Below are 21,932 nucleotides of genomic sequence, written 5' to 3'. Positions count from 1 at the left end.
ACCATAAAATAAAAAAACATAAATAATTTTTATAAAAATGATATGATATACTTTTATCTAAGTAAATCAAAGTTTTGTGTAAGGTACAAAAACCTCAATTGCTTTTTTTCTAACTTCTACTTCAATAGGAAGCATAGGTCCTTTTTCTCCATCTATACTCATATTTACTTTTTCAGTCGAGCTAATTTTAAAATAATCTGACTTTAGAAGAAGCACACTATCACTTTTTAGATAGTCTTCTCCTCTCATCATCATAAGGAACATGTTTGCTATTTCTATAGGATTTCCTTCTCTAAGCACTAGCATCTCCATAAGTCCATCGGAAATATCAATCTGACTTTCAGAAAATACTCTTTTAAAGCTTCCTACATGGGTCCCATTTAGTATCATAACTAAATAAGCATTCTCTTTGTAGATATCAGTGCCAGTATCTATTTCTAGTGGATAAGATTTTAAGTTTGCAAGCTCACTTAAGGCTTTCAAATAATATGCAAAGGGCCCTAGCTTTTGTTTTAGCTCTGGCTCTGTTTTAAAAGAAGCCTCAACAAACATCCCTCCTGCTAAGCTCGACAAGAAGCTGTGTTTTGAATTTACTATACCTACATCAACACTATAGCTATGTCCTTGGCAGATTATATCAATTGCTTTTTCCATATCCTCAGGGATATCTATATTATGAGTAAAATTATTGCAGGTTCCAGTTCCAAGAGTTCCGTATGGGAGCTTTATACCTTCTTTAATCATCCAGTTAGCTACGTTTCCTATAGTTCCATCGCCACCTGCACCTATAATCATATCTATATCTTTTCTATGCATAGCTTCTATTATTTTACTGTTATCTTCAGCTATTCTATACATATCTAAGAAAATGTCGTTTTCTTGAAATTTTTCAATTATTCTGTCTAGTTCTCTTGGAACAAGTCTATTTCCTGACATTGGATTATAAATGAATAAAGCTCTTTTCATAACAGACCTCCTGATGATTTATTAATATCTTCTCATCTCATTTATTACCCCTAAAACCTTATCTATATCCGATTTATTAATATAATAATGACAAACAAATCTCATAAGCCCACCTTCAGCAGGATTGATTTTGATTCCATTTTTGAAGAAATTTTCCTCAGTAAGCTGGGCTTCCAGTCTTTCATCTGTAATTTTAAAAAATACCATGTTTATATCAAGAGCGTCCTTAATTACTTCAATTCCTTGAATTTTATCTAGCTCCTCTGCTAAATATTTAGCATTATCGTGATCTTCAATAAGTCTTAATCTCATTTCCTTTAAAGCTATTAGACCGGCCGCTCCTAGCATTCCAACTTGTCTCATTCCACCACCTAGTAGCTTTCTTTTCTTTCTAGCTTTAGCAATAAATTCTTTGCTTCCTGCTAGAATTGAGCCTACTGGTGCACAAAGACCTTTTGAAAGACAAAACATAACAGAATCAGTATATCTAAGAATGTCCTTTGCATCTACTTTTAAAGCTGTAGCGGCATTGAATACTCTAGCTCCGTCTAAATGCACAGGAATATCATGAGCTTTTGCAATAGCATAAATTTCTTGCATATGCTCAAGCGGAAGCACGGTTCCATCTGAATAAGCGTTTTCCATACATATAAGTCCAGTCTCTGGATAGTGGATATCATCTTCTCTTATAGCTTCTTTTACCATTTGAGGATTCATTTGTCCATTAATAGCTGGCATGCTTCTAAGCTGTACTCCAGCTATGACTGAAGCAGCTCCCACCTCATGCATAACTACATGACAATCGTGCGGAAGGATGACTTCATCTCCTCTATTGCACCAAGTAAATATAGCCAATTGATTTGCAAAAGTACCACTAGGCACAAATAGTGCAGCCTCTTTGCCTACTAAATTAGCTGCGTACTCTTCTAGCTCCTTCATAGTCGGATCGTCTTCATAAACATCATCCCCAACTATTGCGTCCATCATAGCCTCTCTCATTCTTTGTGTAGGCTCAGTAACAGTATCACTTCTTAAATCGATATATTTCATTATAAAATCCTCCTTTAGCTTTTTTATATTATAGAGATTATACATTTTCTCATTATCAATAGAGCAATATATTCGTTGTATTAAAGCATCTGTATTATTGTAGCAATTTGCCTAATGACTACATAACTGTTAGTCCATAACTACTAGAAAAATAAGTGTTCCTCTTATAATAGTACTACAATTATATCTATTTTAGTATAATTATTAGGCTATGGGGAGAAATTTTAAAAAATATTTTTGACTAATTATTGACAACCACATTTATATATCGTAATATTAGAATATAACGAAATACAGGAGGAGCAAATGAACAATTTTGATATGGATTTTAAACAACTGGAAGAAACCTCGGAGCTGTTAAAAGCACTAGCCCATCCGGTAAGGCTATGCATAGTAAGAGGACTTATTGGCAATGGTCCTTGTAATGTAAGTAATATGCACAGCTGCCTTAACCTGCCTCAATCAACTGTATCTCAACATGTATCTAAGCTAAAATCAGCTGGAATCATAAAAGGAGAAAGAAAAGGCACAGAGATTATTTATGAGATTTCAGACTCAAGAATAAAAAAGCTTGTAGAATGTATTTTTTAGTTTAAACTGCTAAATATTGGAAATAATTCCAATGTAAATAATAATAAATCTATACCAAATTAATCGTCTTATTCGAATATGTAAATAATTAAATTAAATGGAGGTTATTATGAAAAAAATATTGATAGTTGGTGGGGTTGCTGGAGGAGCTACTACAGCAGCAAGGCTTAGAAGACTTGATGAAGAATCACAGATAGTAATGTTTGAAAGAGGCGAGTATATATCTTTTGCCAACTGTGGTCTTCCATACTATATAGGAGAAATTATCCCTCAAAGAGATGCTCTTCTAGTACAGACTGTAGATGGAATGTCTGAAAGATTCAATATGGATATTAGAAACTTAAGTGAAGTAACTGCTATAAACAGAGAGAAAAAAACTGTAACAGTAAAAAATCTTAAGCTTGGAACTACTTACGAAGAAAGATACGACGTACTTGTATTATCTCCTGGAGCAAATCCTATCAAGCCTCCTATCAAGGGTCTTGATGAAGCTGATAATGTATTTACTCTAAGAAATATTCCAGATACAGATGCAATCAAAGCTCATGTTGATAATAAAAAACCAAAATCAGCTGTAGTAATCGGTGGAGGCTTTATCGGCGTAGAGATGGCTGAAAATTTAGTGCATAGAGGAATCAAAGTTACATTAGTAGAAATGGCAGACCAAATCATGGCTCCATTTGATAGTGAAATGGTAAGCATTCTTCATAAGCATGTAACTGATATGGGTGTTGAGCTTATTTTATCCGATGGAGTATCTTACTTCGACCAAAAAGGAACAAAAATCGGTCTAAACAGCGGAAAAGTCCTAGACACAGAGCTTACTATACTATCGATAGGTGTACGCCCTGAAAATGAGCTAGCAAAATCCTCGGGCTTAGAGCTAGGTGAAAGAGGTCATATAAAAGTAGACCAAAATATGATGACCTCAGATCCTAATATCTACGCTATCGGTGATGCGATAGAAACTATTGATTATATATACAATGAACCTGCTATGGTGCCACTTGCATGGCCAGCAAACAAACAAGGAAGAATAGTTGCTGATAGAATCTGCGGCATTGATTCAAAGTATCCTGGAACTCTTGGAACTTCTATTGCAAAAGTATTTGATTTAACTGCAGCCTCAACTGGGCATAATGAAAAAGCCCTAGCTAGGCTTGGCAAAACCAACTACAAGACTATTCATATTCACCCAGGCTCACATGCTGGATACTATCCAGGAGCTTTTCCTATATCACTTAAGCTGATATTCGAAGTACCTAGTGGTAAAATTCTAGGAGCTCAAGGCATAGGCTACGATGGCGTTGATAAGAGAATAGATGTAATCGCTACTGCTATAAAAGGTAATTTGACCGTAAGAGATATAACCAACCTAGAGCTTGCCTACGCACCTCCATATTCTTCTGCTAAGGACCCTGTAAACATGGCTGGTTATGTAGCTAGCAATATTTTAGATGGTCTAGTAGATGTAGTATATTATAATGAAATCGATAAGCTAATCGCTGATGGTGGCTTGTTAATAGATGTAAGAGAGCCTATGGAAAGAGAAATGGGCTTTATAGAAGGCTCAATAAACATTCCTCTTCATGAAATAAGAGAAAGACTAGATGAAATTCCAAAAGACAAAGAACTCTATGTATCTTGTCAAGTAGGTCTTAGAGGATATCTTGCTGCTAGAATCTTAAAACAGCACGGATATAATGTTAAGAACCTAGATGGCGGATACAAGACTTATTCTGATGTATATGGCGCTCCAGAAGCTGCTGGCTGTGCATATGTGGATGATGCTGGCGAGATGCATATAGCAGATCATAATATAGATTCTTTTACTGGAAGTACTAGCCCAGATTTAACTGTAGATGCTAGAGGTCTTCAGTGTCCTGGTCCTATAGCTCAGGTCTATGCAGCTGTTAGTACTATGGAAAATGGACAGATGTTAGAAGTTCTAGCAACTGATCCTGGCTTTAGCAAGGATATTTCTGCATGGTGTAAAAAAACAGGTAACACATTAATTTCATCAGAATTTGACAAGACTCATTTCAGAACCCTTCTTAGAAAAGGAACTGATACACCCAGAGTAGCCCCAGCTTTGGGGGCGACTAATGCTCCAGTAGTAAAGGAAAAAAATGGCGCAACAATGGTAGTATTTAGTGGAGACCTCGATAAAGCTATGGCTTCATTTATCATAGCAACAGGAGCTGCCTCAATGGGCAAAGAAGTAACTATGTTCTTTACCTTCTGGGGATTAAACGTCCTTAGAAAGCCTGGAGTTAAAGTAGAAAAGGATGCTCTAGAGAACATGTTTTCTAAAATGATGCCAGAAGGCGCTAAAAAGCTTAAGCTTTCAAACATGAACATGGGCGGCATGGGTTCAAAAATGATAAACTATGTAATGAAAAAGAAAAATGTAGACGATGTAGAAACATTAATCGCTAATGCACAAAAAATGGGTGTAAAGCTAGTAGCTTGCGCTATGAGTATGGATATCATGGGAATCAAGCAAGAAGAGCTAATTGATGGAGTTGAAATAGCTGGTGTTGCATCATATTTAGCTGAAACTGAGGATTCTGGGCTCAACCTATTTATCTAATTCAAATAAAGAGTAAATATAATAAGACTTTCAAATAAAGAATAACTACAATAGCACTAAAATATAATTTAAATATCAAAATACTGACCCCTAAATGTTAGAATTCTAGCTCTCGCATTTAGGGGTCAGTTCATATCGGCATAAAAATATATTTTTTTGAAATTTTATTCTTTTCAAACTAAAATGAGATACCAGTCCCGACTCCAAGTATCTCATTTTTTAAGAAATTAAGGTGTAATTCCTAGTTAAAATATTCAGTTGTAAAAAAATAGATGCTTTTTCGATGCTATTACCTCCTAAAAGTTGCATTAACTTTTATAACCTATTTGTTACTCAACTTTCTGGGGTTTAATCGTTTCGTATAGGACTTAGCCTATAGACTGATTAAACAAACATTCTTTGGTTGTTGCTTAAGTTCTTACTTTGATTGTCATTCGCTGCACTTTCGGTGGGAATGACTGGTATAATACTCTATTAGGATTATCTATCCTAATTCTTTACACCTGAACTTCTTATTTCATATATACCTAAATATAATTATATTAAACATTTTATTCTAAAAAAATCAGAAAATTCCAATTATGTAATTTCCTAATCAATTGAATCATTACTGTTAGTTGGAAATACCTGATTTAAAAATATCAAATAATTTCTAGAGAATATAAAATACCAAGAAATTAGGGTTTCTTGGTATTTTGATTAAAATTATATGAATATACTATTATTTAATCTCTAAATTATATCTATAACTTTTTACTACTGAGTTATAGGCTCTGGATATTCTACTCCAAAAGTATCCACTGTAACTGACTCTATAAGTATATCTTCTAGTGGCTTGTCAGAAAAATTAGTTTTAACTTTTTCTAGAGCTTCTACTATATCCATTCCTTCTACTACTCTTCCAAATCCAGCATATGATCCATCTAGATGAGGACTTACTGAAGTCATAAGGAAAAACTGTGACCCAGCAGAATCTGGATGCGCCGATCTCGCCATAGAAATAACTCCTGGCTCATGAGAAAGATTGTTTACATGACCATTTTTGCTAAATTCGCCCTTGATGCCGTAGCCTGGCCCTCCAGTACCATTTCCTTTTGGGTCTCCTCCTTGTATCATAAAGCCTTGAATCACTCTGTGAAATATAAGTCCATCATAAAAACCTTTTTTTACTAGAGAAATAAAGTTGTTTACAGTATTTGGTGCTATATGTGGATAAAGCTCGATTTTTACCTCTCCTCTATCTTCTATTTTCATTGTTACTATTGGATTTTGACTCATATTGCCCTCCTGTTTTTCATATAAATTTACTCTATTATATCATAATAATCCTCTCCAAAAAATAATATACCTAAAACTTCTAAAATTTAATAAATAACTCTTGTCAAAAGCTCAAATCAGGATTAATATATAATTAACATATGAATATTTGCTCATATGAACAAATATAAAAGAGGTGAAGCTAGTGGCAAAAGATGCTCCCAAATGTAGCTGTGACACTATCCACGAGGATACAGTCAATGATATAAAAAGCAAAATGCCAAAGGATGAAAATCTCTATGATTTAGCAGAATTTTTCAAAGTCTTTGGCGATACTACTAGAATTAAAATTATTTATGTTCTATTTCAATCAGAACTTTGCGTATGCGATATAGCCGCTCTACTAGGTATGACTCAATCAGCGATTTCGCATCAGCTAAGAGTCCTAAAGCAAGCTAGACTAGTAAAATATCGTAAAGACGGCAAGGTAGTATATTACTCCCTAGATGACGAACATGTACAGACAATATTTAACATGGGTTATGCCCATATACTTGAGAGGTGATAATGATGGAACTAACGCTATATATCAATGGAATGATGTGTGCTAATTGCTCACAGAAACTCGAAGAAAAAGCATCAAAGCTTGCTGAAATTGAAGAAATACACGTAAACTACGCAAGTGCAAAGATAAACGTAAAATTTAAAAAAGACTCAGATAAAAATACAGTATTTGAAAAACTAAATAAGCTTTGCACACAGATAGAGCCAAAAGCCTATCTTACTGACAAAGAACCAATGAGCCTTGGGCTTGCATCTAGTGTGCCTGTTAATAAAAAAGAAAATGATAGCTGTGACTGCGACGGACATAATCACTCCCACGATGAAGACCACTCTCACGGTCATTCGCATTCTCATGGTCATGCTGATATTAATGTTTCTCATTCTCTTGCAGATCACAAAAAGGAAACGCTTATAATAGGTATAACCATTGCTATTTATGCTTTTGGAATTATGTATAAAGGCAGTGACATGATTAAGCTAGCAATATTTATAATAGCTTATATCATCATAGGAAAAGATGTCCTCTTATCAGCATTTAAAAATATCCTTAGAGGAGAGGTTTTTGATGAGAACTTCTTAATGTCAATTGCAACACTAGGAGCTTTTGCTATAGGTGAATATCCAGAGGCCGTAGCAGTAATGCTGTTTTACAACGTAGGAGAGTTATTCCAGGATATGGCTGTAAATCGTTCCAGAAAATCCATAAAAGCTCTTATGAACATAAAGCCTGACTATGCAAATCTAAAAGTTGATAATAATTTTGAAATAGTAAAGCCTGAGGCTGTAAATATAGGAGATATAATACTTGTAAAGCCTGGAGAAAAAGTGCCTCTAGACGGAACTCTTCTAAGTGAGTCCACTCAGATGGATACTTCTAACTTAACAGGAGAATCCGTTCCTAGAATCGTAAATAAGGGCGATACTGTATTATCTGGCTTTATAAACAAAACTCACGCAATAGAAATGAAGGTAGAAAAAACCTTTGGAGAATCTACAGTAAATAAGATTCTAGAGCTAGTAGAAAATGCTTCAGCTAAAAAAGCTCCAACCGAGAAATTTATTACTAAATTTTCCAGATACTATACTCCTGCTGTTGTTTTCTTTGCACTAGCACTAGCTATTATCCCTCCATTTTTTACAGGATTTAATTTTAGCGAGTGGCTATACCGTGCCTTGATATTTCTAGTTGTATCTTGCCCTTGTGCATTAGTAGTGTCAATCCCTCTAGGTTTTTTCGGAGGTATAGGAGCTGCTTCTAAGCATGGAATATTAATTAAAGGGGGAAACTATCTAGAAGCTTTAAAAAATGCAGAAATAGCAGTATTTGATAAAACTGGAACACTTACAGAGGGAATATTTAAAGTACAGGAAATCACTCCGATGCACGGAATGAATGATAATGAGCTACTAGAGCTCGCTGCCTATGCAGAGAGTCATTCATCTCATCCTATAGGTGTATCTATACTCAAAGCCTATAATACGCCTATAGATTACGACAGAATCCAAAGCTATGAAAATCTTCCTGGTTACGGTGTAAGAGCTGTAATAGATGGGAAAAAAGTGCTTGCTGGAAATGAAAAATTGATGCAAGAAGAAAAAATTGATTATATAAATGATAAATTTGGAACCATAGTTCATCTCTCAGTTGATGGAATCTACGCTGGTAGTATATCTATCTATGACAAAATAAAAGAAGACTCAAAGCTAGCTATGCAAAAATTAAAATCCGTAGGTATACATTCTATAGCTATGCTAACTGGAGATAATGAAAAAACAGCTCTAGATATTGCAGAAAAAATAGGAATCGATAATGTAAAATACGACCTTCTTCCAGATCAAAAAGTAGCTGCTTTTGAAGAGCTGATGAAAATGGCTAGTCCAAAAGGCAAGGTTATTTTCACAGGAGATGGAATCAACGATGCTCCAGTGCTTGCAAGAGCAGATATTGGAATTGCTATGGGAAGCCTAGGAAGTGACGCAGCCATAGAATCAGCTGATGTAGTAATCATGACAGACGAGCCTTCAAAAATCGCAGAAGCTATAAAAATAGCCAAGTTCACAAACAAAGTAGTATGGCAAAACATCTACTTCTCACTAGGCATCAAAGGACTAGTCCTAATTCTTGGAGCCTTTGGAATGGCTAATATGTGGGAGGCTGTATTTGCTGATGTAGGAGTTGCGGTTATTGCAGTTCTTAATGCAACTAGAATAAGTAAAATCTAATATTTAAGTTATTAAAAAACTAAAGAGTGCTAAAATATGTTGATTTCAAATTATCAATATATAGTGGCACTCTTTTTTTATTCTCCAGTAACGTATATTTTCCCAGAAAAAGACTTTCATCTGAGTATTACATTAGGCAATAAAATTTTTATTCAGTTGGTGTTATATTGTCTGTTTTATTAGTTTCTATAATGTTTTTAACCTCATTTATTTCCTTTGGTTCAGCTTTCTCATGGTTCATCACCATCTTGCCACCTACTATCCCAGAAATTAATGCTTTCATATCTATTCCTAGTCCTTCTGTTAATCCTTCTGATATCTGAGTAGTTGAATTAATGATATCTTTTACCATTTTTGCTGAGTTGCCTTCACCATACATAGTTATCTTATCAATGTTAGTTAATGGTTCAGCTACATTTTTAGCTATATCAGGAAGTACGTTAAAGTACATTTCTAGTATTGCAGCTTCTTTCATTTTTTCCATTGCTATTGCTTTTTTCTCTATACCTTCGGCTTCTGCTAGAGCTTTAGCTCTGATACCTTCTGCCTCTGCTAGCATAAAGGCTCTAACCCCCATAGCTTCTTCCTCTTTAGCTATTCTTTCAGCTTCTGCTTTTGCTTTTAATGCCTCTGCCTTTGCTATTTCTTCAAACTTATCTGCTTCTGCTTTTTTCTGTCTCTCAAATAGCTCTGCCTCTGCCTGTTGCTGTCTGGCGAATTTATCAGCCTCTGCTTTTTTCTTGATTTCAGCTTCTAGGGTTCTCTCTTTGATTTGGACATCTCTTTCTTTTATTACTATTTCCTTTTCTTGTCTTGCTAAGTTAGCATTTGCAGTAGTTATTTCTATAGTTTTACGTTGTTCCTCTTTTTGAATTTCATAAGCTGCATCAGCTTCTGCCTTTTTTGTATCCTCAGCTTTTTTAAGATCAGCTTTTCTCATAGCTAGCTCGTTATTTCTGACTGCTATTTCTCTTTCAGCATCTATACGAGCATCATTAGATTCCTTATCTGCTCTGGATTGAGCAATTTGGATATCTCTTTCAGCATCAGCCTTAGAAATTGCCGCTACTTTCTTGATTTTCATAGTGTTATCTATACCAAGGTCTTCAATGATACCACTTTTGTCTGAGAAGTTTTGTACATTAAACGACACTATTTCTATTCCCATTTTTTGCATATCAGGTACTGCATTTTGCTGTACCTTAAGAGCAAATTCCTGTCTATTAGAAATCATGTTCTCAAGAGTCATAGTTCCAACTATTTCTCTGACATTACCCTCCAATACCTCTCCTACTATAGCTTGGATATATGCTTCATCTTTATTTAAAAAGTTTTGAGCAGCTATTGGAAGCAAATCTTCATCAGAGCTTATTTTTACAGTTACTACTGCATCTACATTTACGTTTATAAATTCCTGGGTAGGTACAGATTCTTTAGTTTTTACATCGATTTTTATAACTTTTAATGTAAGTCTATCTTTTCTTTCAAAAAAAGGAATCATAACTGATGCTCTTCCTCTTATTATTCTAGGTGTACGCTTTACACCAGAAATAATAACCGCTTCATCAGGTGATGCCTTTACATATCCCACTACAATAATAATTATTAAAAGTAATATTCCTACTCCTGGTACTGCAAATTTTAAAATGTCTTCTATTCCCATATTCCCCTCCAAATTAGATTAATTAAGTGATAGATAGAAATCACTTAATTAAAAGATTAACATATATTGTATATTTATACTATTTCAAAAAAGTTAAATTCAATTACAGTTTTGTAAATCTTATGTAAGTATTTTGTAACTATGAAAAGAATATACTTTGCTAGAATATAGTTGTAAGAAAAAATGTATCATCATACTCCTAAGATATGATAGATTTTGACCCTCAAACAGAAAACTCCGGTTGCCCTACCGGAGTTTTCACTTTTTTGAATCATTATTCTATTTTAATCCAATTTCCTCAGCTACTTCTCTCATTCCTAGTATCGTATGCTCTATAGCATAGTCTAGTTCCCAGCCTAACATGTCTAGCCCTTGCTGGATTACTTCTCTGGATACTCCAGCTGCGAAGCTAGGAGATTTAAACTTTTTACGTACTGATTTAACCTCCATATCCATAACGCTCTTAGAAGGTCTCATAATTGCTGCTGCGTGGATAAGTCCACATAGCTCATCTATGCAAAATAACACTTTTTCCATCTGATGCTCTGGCTTTATATCAGCAACCAGTCCATAGCCATGACTCACTATTGATTTAATAATAGATTCATCTACATCTCTTTCTCTAAGTATTTCTTGAACTTTGATACAGTGCTCATCTGGATATTTTTCATAGTCTAAATCATGAAGAAGTCCCACAAGTGCCCATCTATCTATGTCCTCTTCTCCTAATAAATTGGCAAAATATCTCATTACTCCTTCTACTTCAAGTGCATGCTTTATAAGATATTCTGTTTGATTGTATTCATTAAGTAGCTCCCATGCTTGTGTTCTAGTAGGTATTACTGACATCTTTACATCCCCTTTGCTAAATTAATATTGTATACATTAACAGCCTTTTATCTATAATACTACTAAAAAAATACGCCTTCAAGAGAAGGCGCATTAGTTAATTTTATATTTTACTTTTATTTCTCGTCATCATCATCTTTTCTTCTTAATATAACAACTCCTGCTCCAAGTAATACTGCTCCAGCACTATAGAAGAATATTGGTGCCATTCCTCCTGTTCTAGGTAGCTTAGGAATTGCTAGTGGAACTGGTTCTTCCTCAATAGCTTCCTCAACTTCTGGAACTGCTAGTGGAACTATTTCCTCAGGAATAATTTCCTCAGGTACTGGTTCTACTACTGCTAGAGGTACTGGTTCTTCTGGAACATCCTCTGGCTCATCTTCATCATCATCGTCATCATCTGGTCCTGGCCCCGGCCCTGGTCCCGGCCCAGGTTCAGGTACTACTGCTCTAAATGTCCACAATACATCTACACTAGTTCCTTGATATTCATTTCCCACCTCTTCTCCAGGTAAAGATACTCCAAGCTCAATATTTTGTGTATCCCCAGGAGCAAAGGTTCCTAGACTAATCTCTGATGTTGCAAAACCTTTCATTAATTCAGTTTTTTCATTTAGAGTTCCGCCTCTAAACTTAACTTCTAACATCAGCATATCGTATAAATCTGCTCCTTCTGGGATAGGAGAAGTTCTCTTTGCACTTAAGAATACTTCATATGGCTCAGTATAACTATTAGTTACTGTTATCAAGCCTTTCAAAGCATCTTCATCTACTGTTTTTAAATCATCTGGCATATCTCCAGGCCCCATAGTGCTTAGTTCAAAGAACTTACCACCTAGAGGTATTACAACTAAGCCTTCACTATCACTATCTACTATAACGTTTTGTGCAAATGCTATTGAAGGCGATTGCAAAATCAGTCCAGATACTATAAGAGCTAGTGAAAGAGCTATACTAGAAATTCCTATTGCAATTCTTTTATACATGTTACCCTCCTTTCTAGGGTTTTATCTTTACCTATACCCTATGGTAAGGAAAGGATTTCAACCTCAGGCGGCAAACTTGACAAGCCCCAAACATCCATATATGCTCCATTTGTAGCTTGAACTGCCTGTGAATAAGCCTTCAACATAAATGTGTGACCATCATATCTTTCATCCTTACTTATCAATTTAACTGATAGGTCGAGTGGGGAAGTGGTAGCTCCAGCATTAAGCACATGTTTATAATAGTAATAGCCTTCGCTCAATACCCAATCGCTAGAATTGTTTATTACCTGCACATTGTTTATATCTAGCGCAGTATCTGCTTCATCTTTTTGCCATACCCCCGCTACTCTTACTCTTACATATGCACGCTTATTACCTGTATTTTTAATCAGTATCTCTTTTGGTGTGGTCTCTCCGGCCTGCCAATTTGTAGGCGGATTAAAGTTTTCACTTAAATCTATTACTACCGTACCCGCTGTAATATCCGGGCTGACCGCTGCAGAATCGCTGAAATATGCTGTAGTAATCCCTATAATCAGCGAGGCGGCGAAGATGCCTGTTAATAGTGGTATCATCCATTTTCGTTTCATCTTCACACCCCTCTCTATTAATTCTAATTTTAAATCTATTTAGCTTAGCACCTATTGTCTTGCTTTATACTATTAAGCTCATTAGATAAAGTTATGGTGTAGGTACAGGTTGAACTACTGATTCAAATGGAATTGCATTTGGATCTACGTTTGCAGCTTGAACTGCTTGAACTTCAAAATTCATATTAAGTGCTACTCCTTGATATTGATTTCCAGTACTTGCTCCATTAATTACTAACTCAAATGGTACATTTTTAACATTAGCTAAAGCAAATCCGCCAAGGTCTTCTGCGCTACCATTTAGGATTCCATTTAATCTAAAAATATGTTTTCCAGTTTGAGTATCTACTCCATCATAAATCCAGTTTCCTCCAGTTGGAGCATTAACTGAAAGATTACTATTATCTAAGTCTCCTGCCCAATCAAAATCAACTAGTACTCTTACATATGCAGCTTTAGTTCCTGTATAATCTATTTGAAGTACTCTATCATATCCGCCTTGTGGCATTCCTCTTTCAATTGGTGCATTATGATAGTATCCTTCATCTTCAAGTTCTCCAAATTTAATGATGTCTCCAGGGTTGATGATTTCTATGTCTGTAGGATCATTAATTCCTACATCTACAGTACCTGCAGTAAATGTTGCAGCTACAGTTTCACTATCTGTAAACCAGGCCATAGTTGCACCTGCAATTAAAGCTACCAAAACTAATACAGAAGCTATACTCATTAACATTTTTCTTTGTAACATGATATTTCCCTCCTTAAAGTGGAATTAATTAATTAAATACATCCGAACGATTAAATAACATAAGGTAAATAATTTAAATCACTAATATTTAAAACTTAATTTCATGATTTTGAGCTTTCTTCTGCTTATCCAGCTCACTTGCATAACCTATCAGTTTAAATATTTCTATGAGAAGTAGTGCTAACGCGGGTATTATCACTACTAAAAGCATACCTTGTTTAGTCTTTATAAAATCAGTCATATATCCAAGATATGGAATATCATACTGCACTCTTGCTATGATATTTTCTGGCTTAACTGGTTCTAAGTCGATTACATCATTTGCATCTCCCTTAGTTATAAAGCTAAGCTCTCCATTTTCTTTAGATATTTGCTCTATTCTATGTGTTACAAGTGTAGTAGAATCATCCTTTGATTTAAAGGTTACTACATCACCTATCGCAAGGTTTTCAGGGGATACTCTTTTACTAATTACCAGACTCCCTGTATGAATATCTGGCTCCATACTACCGCTTTGAACTACATAGAGTCTGTATCCCATAATATCTGGTATACGACCTGCATTTTGAAGCATAGTATATACGAAAACTAAAGATACTACTGTTACTATTATAAATATAGAGTTAAATAATATACTTGTTATCTTCTTTAGCATCCCCATCACCTACCTTTTATGCTTTTGCTATTTCAATTTTCTTAGAATCAAAATTCATATCAGCTACTATTACTCCACCTACATGGAAATAGTTCTTTTGTTCATCATCACCATAGAACCAGCCAGTTGTTTTTGGCTTATTAGTTACTGTGATGGTATCTTCAGGATTATCGTAAGATATAGTTACTGGAGCTGATATAGATACTTTTTCGTAATTATATGGCAAGTAGTTTTCAGTAGCAGTATACATGCCTTGTTTTAATCCCCAGAACTTGTGAGTTCCACCATAAGTGAAATGGTTAAAGTTCATAGTTGTTTGGTTCAATAAATTACCTGATATATTAATTTCAAATTCTTTAGCAAGTCCTGCGCCATTTATAGCTTTTATTATATTTAATCTTAGTACTGGTGGTACTGGAACCTTTGGCATAGGGAAATCCATAGTTGAATTTTCATTATCAGGATTTTTATAGCTAAGAGTAGCTGAACTATTTGTATATACTGGATTAAGCCCAGAATCAGGCTCATTTTGATATCCAAATGGTCCTACTGTATCTAAAGAGCTCCAGTTAGATGACCATGCAGTTGTAGGCCACATATCATCAATTACTTTTATTTGATAACTCATAGTTACAGTTTCTTCTCTTATATCTCCTATATCCCACTCTATCTTCTTAGTTGTAGGATTATATAAAGCTGTACCTTTGCTAGCTGTAATACTACTTGTTATAACCTCGAAGTGGTCATTGACTGGTATAGACATAAAATCTACTACTCCAGCATTTGTTGCTGCATATTCTAATTTTTGAGATATTGTCTCATATACTGGGCCTAAATCTACTGCACTAGAAGCTTCATAATACTTCTCAAGATCATCGTATACAGCTTTTTGTAAAGTATCCCTTGCAATAGATTTAACTGAACTATTTGATATCGCTCCAAATAATCCTATAGTAAATAGGTTGCCATTAATATAGCTATACAGACTTTGTCCTTCAGTATAGGCAGCTATAGTATGGGTGTTGTGAACAACTGGATTACTACTAGACCAGTTACCAATACTTACATTTGCAACTCCGTCAGTAAGAAATACTACTGATTTAACAGAGTCCCTTGTACTAGAAATAGCACTAATTTTGTTATATGCTAACCTAAATCCTGCTTGAATATTTGTCATATTATGAGTAGTAAGTCCATTAATACTACTTGCTAAATTAGCCTTATTATTTGTAAGATTTATTACAGTACTAGCATCAGATGCATAACCATAATATCCTCCTGAAAACTCTATAACTCCTACCCTACTATCTGGATTCTCATCTATTATACTATTTGCAAAATTTATAGCCGCTAGTTTTGCATAATATAATGGTGCCTTACTATCTCCAGGTATTCTAGTTCCCATACTTCCTGAAGTATCTATAACTAGTATTACATCTACAGGTTTTTCTGGTGGTGTTCCAGTTATTTCAAAATCGACTTGATACATTCTCTCTTCTAAATCTAAAGTTGTAGCAGTTTTATCAATAGATAAGTGGTCGTTTTCATATGGGTTTACTGTCATCATTTGAAAACTTCTCATCATTGGTTGGCTATCGAATTCTGATAAATCCAAATAAATTTCACCAGGATCTTCGATAAACTCTTCGCTCATTACTTCTAACACTTCTTCTAATACTCCATTAACTACAACTGTAGCCGTTTTGTTAATTTCACCGACTGGTCCTGTACCATATACTCTTACAGTATTTGTAATCACAGGAGGCTCCTCAGGAGCTGTAATTATTTCTTCTCCTGCTACCATTATAGGTTCAGGTTTTTTTACTTCAAAACTGCCAGTGAATACTTTAGTTTCTCCAGTTAATAAATCAAAAGTTTCTATAAGATTTATCATAGGGTCTTCCACTGTAATACCTGTCAAATCTCCTCCTGAATTATTAGTAACTTCAATAGTGTAATTAATCGTTTCTCCAGGATTTACTTGATCCTTATCAGCTGTTTTTGTAACAATAATTTCCTCACCAGGTATTGCTATTATCGGTGGTATTATTACCCCTCCTCCTCCAATAACTGGAACTGTTGGATCAACTACAGGATCTACCGGTGGTGCGTTAGGATCTACCGGCGGTGCATTTGGATCTACCGGTTCTTCTATTGATGGTGCATTCGGATCTACTTGCTCATCTACTGGCGGAAGTTCTCCGTCTACAGGTTCTCCTTCACTTGGTGGAATTTCTCCATCTACTGGTCCTTGAGGTGTTTCTTCATCTTCGATTACTTCTTCACCGTCAGGGTTTTCGACATTACCATCTGGATTTTCTACATCACCATCTGGATTTTCTATATCATCTTCAGCTTGTGGTTCTCCTAGTGGCGCTGATTCGTCTTCACCTTCTACTTGTTCGTCTGGATTTTGCTCACCCTCTCCTTCTTGAGATTCAATGCTTTGCTCCTCGTCCGATACTTCTGCTTGCGGGGCATCTTCGCTTTGTATATCTGCTTCATCTTCTATTGCTTCAGATGAAACATCCTGCGTATCTACTTCTAATTGAGATGCATAAATAAGAGCTGGATGGATATTTACAAAAGTAAGAGCAAAAATTAAAATAATGATTTGCCACAATTTTATTTTCTTCACGGTTTCACCTCCTCGTAACTTCTTAAAGCTCTTATATTACTTTTACCAGACTAAAATTACGTAGGATTTTTATTTCAATTTGATTACAATTTGTTTTCAGTTACATTTCAGTTACATCAAAACTCTTTTATTTATGTAATTAAGAAGCAAACCTATTAGAACGATTAAAAATGTCTCATAATTTTTGATATCCTTTGTTTTATTTGCAATAAAAAACTGCCCTAAAAGGCAGTCTCATTGTAATTTTCATCAGTTGCTTGTATTGATTTGCAGCTAAGAGTAAATAATATTCTATGCTTTTTCTTCACTTGGTTTAATAAAAAGTTCATTCTTTGATTTATTCTTTTTATCATTTCTTCGCTACTATTAAACATCATAAAAGCAAATTGATTTTTATTAAGTTTTGTTATTACATCATATTTTCTCATGTATTTGTCTACTACTGGGCCTATATCCTCTACTATCTTTACAGATTCCTCTTCGCTTATTTCTCTTAAATCATAGGCAGATACCGTAACTATCCCAACCATCGTTTTACCTATATCTCTTTCTTTTTTTCGAAGTTCTAGTCTATAAAGGTTAATAAAGAAATCTTTATCGCAGAAAAACACTCCATCAGACTGTTCTGCTAGCCGTATAGTTCTTTCTAAAGTAAAAAGATCAGTGCCATACTCTGAGTTTTCTCTTTTTTGGACTTTCTGATAGATTTCCTTCATTTTTTCTGAAGGCTTCATATTCATCTCAGTATAAAATCTAGAAGTCACATAGTTATAGTGGTTCAGTGCTTGATTAGCTTTATTTGATTTAAATAAGGCCTCGAGCAAATACTCATGAATTACTTCGTCAAAAAAATTTATAGAAAGCGCAGATTCGCATTCACTTATTACTTCATCATACCTATCTTTTTTTACTAGGTAACCTATATATTGAGAAAACAGCATCAGATACTGTCTTTTATAATGTATCCTAAGAGGAAATATCCAGTCATAAAATTCAGTACCTTCAATATAATCTCCTCTATATAGCTTGAGAGCCGTCCTCAACTCCGATAATCTCTCAAAATCAGCCTCTAATTCCAGTGGCTTTAGTGAAAATCTACAAACGTAATCTTCAAATAGCTCTACATCTAAAATATAATCTTTTTCTAAATTAAATACATAATTTCCTGCTACAAAATCTAATCTCATTACTTCAGATTCAAGCTTTGAATTTATATCTTTTATTATTTTTCTTAGTCTGTGAACTTGGCTTCTTAGTGCATTGTTATAGTCTGTATAGTCGTATAGTTTAAAATTTGCTTCAATTATTCTGTTTACTGGGATTTTTTTACCTCTGTTAGATATAAAATATTTCAATAGCGAAAGTGCTTTTTGACTTTTTCCAAACTGAGTCAAAAGGGATTCTCCATCTATTAAGATATCAAAGCTACCGAAGGTGAGGATTTCTAATCTACCATTATTTTGGTCCATATACTATCTCTCCCTTATTCAGATTACTTATACCCTATTTACCCATTTTTTATCTACAGTATCATTTTATAATTCTATACATGAAATCCATATAATTCATTTACTCCACTCTTGTATTTAGTATCATTTCATCAAGCTTGTTAATATTATCTACGACATCTTCTCTCATTTGGCTTATACTTCTTTGCCTAAAAACCTCTGCCATTTTAAATCTTATTCTTGGAAGCTCCTTTTCCAATGTATCTGTCCAGTTAATTTTAGTTTTCCCCTGATATAAATCCATATCTACTATTCTAGTTCCATCGCTGGTATACTCAAAACCAAGCAGAACTTTCTTTATATCTTTTGGTGGATTAAATGTAAAAAATCTAATTCTATACACCCCCACTGGCATAAACATCCTAGGGTAATCCTTAGACCAAGCCTCTCCTAAAACTAATCCTAGCTCAAGTTCTTCTAAAATCTCAATTAATCTATCATATTGAAGGCTATAGGCTTGATATCTATCGTAGATTCTTATCTCTAATTCATACCAATCCTTTTTTCCTATCCCTTCATTAATATATCTAAGCGCATGCATTCTCATATCCGCCATAAAGGTTTCATAGGGAAGCTTAATATACAAAGCTTTTTTATAAAGGCTTCTAATAAATACATCTGATTTTAAACTTCTATCAGTAAAACTTAATATTACACCCTTATCATTTCCTTGCTCTAAAAGATCTACAAAAGTGCCTTCTCTACAATCATAATCGTGCTCAATCTCACTTATAATCTTTTCCACATCACCAAAATATCTCATAACAATAATTGAAGGAGCACTTCTTACCTTTGTATTTTGGGGAGGATTTTCCTGAGATATAAATCTAGATAGTAAATCTTCGCTGCTGATATTAGCAATTATAACCTTTTCAAGATTTTCACTACTTACTTTATCAGCCATTTCTTTAGTTAAAATTACTATTGTGTCATCTTCACCTGATGAATCAAAAGCCTCTTCGAGAGAAAGCTCTTGCCCTTTGCTAATTTCAAGTATATTATCTCTTAACATAGAGATGTCATCTGAAGCCCAAACTATAAAATTTACTCCATTTCTAAAAAAAGAAAACATAGACTATGCCTCCCTTGTCCTTTAAATATAACCCTAAAATCCAATTCTACCTTTTTTTAGTCTTGCATCATCAGTGCCTATAGGATACTGGAGTTTATATATAGTTCCTGACTTTAGCATGATTATATTAATAGTTTTTATACCGTTTAAATAAATAGAATTTTCAGAAATTTCATCTTTTACTGAGAGGTCATGCCCATAAAGTCCATATGAATTTGGCGTGTCTTTCAGAGCTTCAAGGTAATGAGCATATTGAATTGTTTTACCGCCTAATTTAATGCTATTAGGCTCTATTCCTAAAGTTATTCTATTATCAATTTTCTTATACTCAGAAATAGCCTCTATATCATCATGATTGCCAAGGGAAATATATATTCCCTTGACAAATGGTTTTTGCATTATTTTCATTAGGTTCTTTAGATATAATTTATATCTAGGTAAAGATTTAGGATAAAGCTCTAGTTTTATATTGTCCACTAAATCTCCTGTATGCACTATATACTCAGGTTTTAATGTCATAATCAAACTATCTAGAGCTGAAAATATGCTATATGGTGTATCTGATATATGAAGCAATATTTCTTCATTTCTATTGATTAGTGATTTAGAAACTCTTACTCTGCCAGAAAGTCTATATATCACATCCCATATATGTTCATAATTCATGTCTACACCGTAAAGAACTTATAGAATATCTTTGTTAGGTAATATTGATCATCTGAACCGCACAATTCTCTTATAGAGTGCATAGAAAGCATTGGGTTTCCTATATCTATAGATTTAATTGAAAGATGTGAAGAAGATATAGGTCCTATAGTTGAGCCTCCTACTTGGTCAGACGGATTTACAAAGGTCTGGTATGGCGCTGATGCTTCCTCACAAAGATTTTTAAATACAGCAGAAGAATAACCATCTGTTGTATATCTTTTGTTTGCACTGAGCTTTATAACTGGTCCAGCATTAAGCTTTGGTCTATTGGTAGGATCGTGCTTTTCTGGAGAATTCGGGTGAACCGCATGAGCCATATCTGCTGATATCATAAATGATTTATCTATGTTTATCATATGCTCTTCCTTATTTAGTCCAAGAGCTAAATCAATTCTCTCTAAAGCATCAGCAAGTATAGTCGAATCTGCTCCTAATCTGCTCATACTTCCTACTTCTTCATTATCAAAGCTCACTACCATCTTAATTCCTGTTCCTTTTTCAGCTTCTATTAGAGCTTTTAATGAAGCGTGAAGCATAGAAAGGTTATCTATTCTAGGGGCTGATATGAATTCATCATTAAATCCAACAAAAGAGCTTGGCTGAGGGTCATAAACATATAGCTCATAATCAAGGATTCCTTGCTTTTCAATAGACAAGTACTCAGCGATTTTATGAATCAAATGATCCTCACCTATAAAGTCTCCACTAAGAGAAACTAGAGGAAGCATATCTTTTTGTTTATTAAGCTCAATTCCTTTATTCACATCTCTATTTAAGTGGATAGCTAGATTTGGGATAATTGCCACAGGCTTTTCAAAATCTATAAGTACCTCTGTAGGCTCCATAGATTTTCCAGAGCGAAGAAGCACTCTTCCTCCTAAAGATAGAGGTCTATCCATCCATGTATTTAAAATAGGTCCACCGTAAATCTCAGTGTTTAGCTTTACATAACCGTTGTCCTTGATTACTGCTTTTGGCTTAATCATCATAGCTGGCGAGTCAGTGTGGCTTCCTATTATCTGATAGCCATCAGTTTTTGTATGAACTCTAAAAGCAATTAGTGCAGTTCCATACTCTATATAGTAGCCTTTGCCTTCTTTGACTTCGAATTTTTTGTTTAGGTTTAATCTTTTAAAGCCTGCTTCCTTTAATTTTTCTACAGATATTTTAACGGCATGATAAGGCGTTTTTGATGCATCCAAAAATTTCATCATATCGAGTGCTACTGCTTTTTTTTCCATAATAGTTCTCCCCTTTTGCATTTA

At 34.5% G+C, this 21,932-nt stretch carries 18 protein-coding genes; 4 read left to right on the top strand and 14 right to left on the bottom strand.

All coding sequences use genetic code 11. From position 1 onward, the window contains the following. Positions 1-66 precede the first annotated feature (66 nt). Both CLOST_RS03130 and ltaE read right to left on the bottom strand, forming a co-directional pair. Positions 67-966: a YegS/Rv2252/BmrU family lipid kinase gene (locus CLOST_RS03130; RefSeq protein WP_013360792.1), complete on the bottom strand. Its 900-nt coding sequence runs from the start codon at positions 964-966 to the stop codon at positions 67-69. Positions 967-987: 21 nt separating this feature from the next. Further along, positions 988-2,016, bottom strand: a complete 1,029-nt coding sequence (gene ltaE / locus CLOST_RS03125; RefSeq protein ID WP_013360791.1) for a low-specificity L-threonine aldolase — start codon at positions 2,014-2,016, stop codon at positions 988-990. A gap of 306 nt (positions 2,017-2,322) precedes the next feature. Here ltaE and CLOST_RS03120 point away from each other — a divergent pair, with 306 nt between their 5' ends. Both CLOST_RS03120 and CLOST_RS03115 read left to right on the top strand, forming a co-directional pair. Next, a complete protein-coding gene (locus CLOST_RS03120; protein ID WP_013360790.1) occupies positions 2,323-2,607 on the top strand; it encodes an ArsR/SmtB family transcription factor in 285 nt (94 codons plus the stop codon). A gap of 109 nt (positions 2,608-2,716) precedes the next feature. Then, positions 2,717-5,200 carry a CoA-disulfide reductase gene (locus CLOST_RS03115; protein WP_013360789.1) on the top strand — a complete coding sequence of 828 codons (2,484 nt, stop codon included), beginning with the start codon at positions 2,717-2,719 and terminating at the stop codon, positions 5,198-5,200. 756 nt (positions 5,201-5,956) lie between these two features. Here CLOST_RS03115 and CLOST_RS03110 read toward each other — a convergent pair. Continuing rightward, positions 5,957-6,478 carry a peptidylprolyl isomerase gene (locus CLOST_RS03110; protein ID WP_013360788.1) on the bottom strand — a complete coding sequence of 174 codons (522 nt, stop codon included), beginning with the start codon at positions 6,476-6,478 and terminating at the stop codon, positions 5,957-5,959. A gap of 184 nt (positions 6,479-6,662) precedes the next feature. Here CLOST_RS03110 and CLOST_RS03105 point away from each other — a divergent pair, with 184 nt between their 5' ends. Then, entirely contained in the window at positions 6,663-7,022 is a 360-nt protein-coding gene (locus tag CLOST_RS03105; protein WP_013360787.1) for an ArsR/SmtB family transcription factor, read from the top strand. Between the two features lie 2 nt (positions 7,023-7,024). Beyond that, the gene (locus CLOST_RS03100) at positions 7,025-9,244 is read left to right on the top strand and encodes a heavy metal translocating P-type ATPase (protein WP_157858280.1); all 2,220 of its coding nucleotides are present in this window, start codon (positions 7,025-7,027) and stop codon (positions 9,242-9,244) included. A 148-nt stretch (positions 9,245-9,392) separates the two neighbouring features. On the opposite strand, the gene CLOST_RS03095 is transcribed toward CLOST_RS03100, so the two are convergent. The 11 genes from CLOST_RS03095 to CLOST_RS03045 all read right to left on the bottom strand — a co-directional run bounded on the left by CLOST_RS03095 (position 9,393) and on the right by CLOST_RS03045 (position 21,908). Beyond that, entirely contained in the window at positions 9,393-10,907 is a 1,515-nt protein-coding gene (locus tag CLOST_RS03095) for a flotillin family protein (protein ID WP_013360785.1), read from the bottom strand. A 279-nt stretch (positions 10,908-11,186) separates the two neighbouring features. After that, a complete protein-coding gene (locus CLOST_RS03090) occupies positions 11,187-11,756 on the bottom strand; it encodes an HDIG domain-containing metalloprotein (RefSeq protein WP_013360784.1) in 570 nt (189 codons plus the stop codon). Between the two features lie 116 nt (positions 11,757-11,872). Then, the gene (locus CLOST_RS03085) at positions 11,873-12,742 is read right to left on the bottom strand and encodes an LPXTG cell wall anchor domain-containing protein (RefSeq protein WP_013360783.1); all 870 of its coding nucleotides are present in this window, start codon (positions 12,740-12,742) and stop codon (positions 11,873-11,875) included. A gap of 38 nt (positions 12,743-12,780) precedes the next feature. Next, complete coding sequence (locus tag CLOST_RS03080; RefSeq protein ID WP_013360782.1) at positions 12,781-13,335, bottom strand: TasA family protein; 555 nt, start codon at positions 13,333-13,335, stop codon at positions 12,781-12,783. Between the two features lie 91 nt (positions 13,336-13,426). Next, positions 13,427-14,086 carry a TasA family protein gene (locus tag CLOST_RS13450; protein WP_013360781.1) on the bottom strand — a complete coding sequence of 220 codons (660 nt, stop codon included), beginning with the start codon at positions 14,084-14,086 and terminating at the stop codon, positions 13,427-13,429. 88 nt (positions 14,087-14,174) lie between these two features. Beyond that, positions 14,175-14,741, bottom strand: coding sequence for a signal peptidase I (locus CLOST_RS03070; protein ID WP_041487087.1), 567 nt, complete (start codon positions 14,739-14,741; stop codon positions 14,175-14,177). A gap of 16 nt (positions 14,742-14,757) precedes the next feature. Beyond that, a complete protein-coding gene (locus tag CLOST_RS03065) occupies positions 14,758-17,379 on the bottom strand; it encodes a VWA domain-containing protein (protein WP_013360779.1) in 2,622 nt (873 codons plus the stop codon). A 221-nt stretch (positions 17,380-17,600) separates the two neighbouring features. Further along, positions 17,601-18,848 carry an AfsR/SARP family transcriptional regulator gene (locus tag CLOST_RS03060; protein ID WP_013360778.1) on the bottom strand — a complete coding sequence of 416 codons (1,248 nt, stop codon included), beginning with the start codon at positions 18,846-18,848 and terminating at the stop codon, positions 17,601-17,603. A 100-nt stretch (positions 18,849-18,948) separates the two neighbouring features. Beyond that, positions 18,949-19,959, bottom strand: a complete 1,011-nt coding sequence (locus CLOST_RS03055) for a hypothetical protein (RefSeq protein ID WP_013360777.1) — start codon at positions 19,957-19,959, stop codon at positions 18,949-18,951. 33 nt (positions 19,960-19,992) lie between these two features. Beyond that, positions 19,993-20,625, bottom strand: coding sequence for a metallophosphoesterase (locus tag CLOST_RS03050; RefSeq protein WP_013360776.1), 633 nt, complete (start codon positions 20,623-20,625; stop codon positions 19,993-19,995). Positions 20,626-20,627: 2 nt separating this feature from the next. Further along, a complete protein-coding gene (locus CLOST_RS03045; RefSeq protein WP_013360775.1) occupies positions 20,628-21,908 on the bottom strand; it encodes a M18 family aminopeptidase in 1,281 nt (426 codons plus the stop codon). Positions 21,909-21,932 lie beyond the last annotated feature (24 nt).

Source organism: Acetoanaerobium sticklandii (assembly GCF_000196455.1).
GTDB classification, from domain to species: Bacteria; Bacillota; Clostridia; order Peptostreptococcales; family Filifactoraceae; genus Acetoanaerobium; species Acetoanaerobium sticklandii.
Note: the sequence above shows the minus strand (reverse complement) of the source record. Positions and strands in the feature narration are given on the sequence as shown.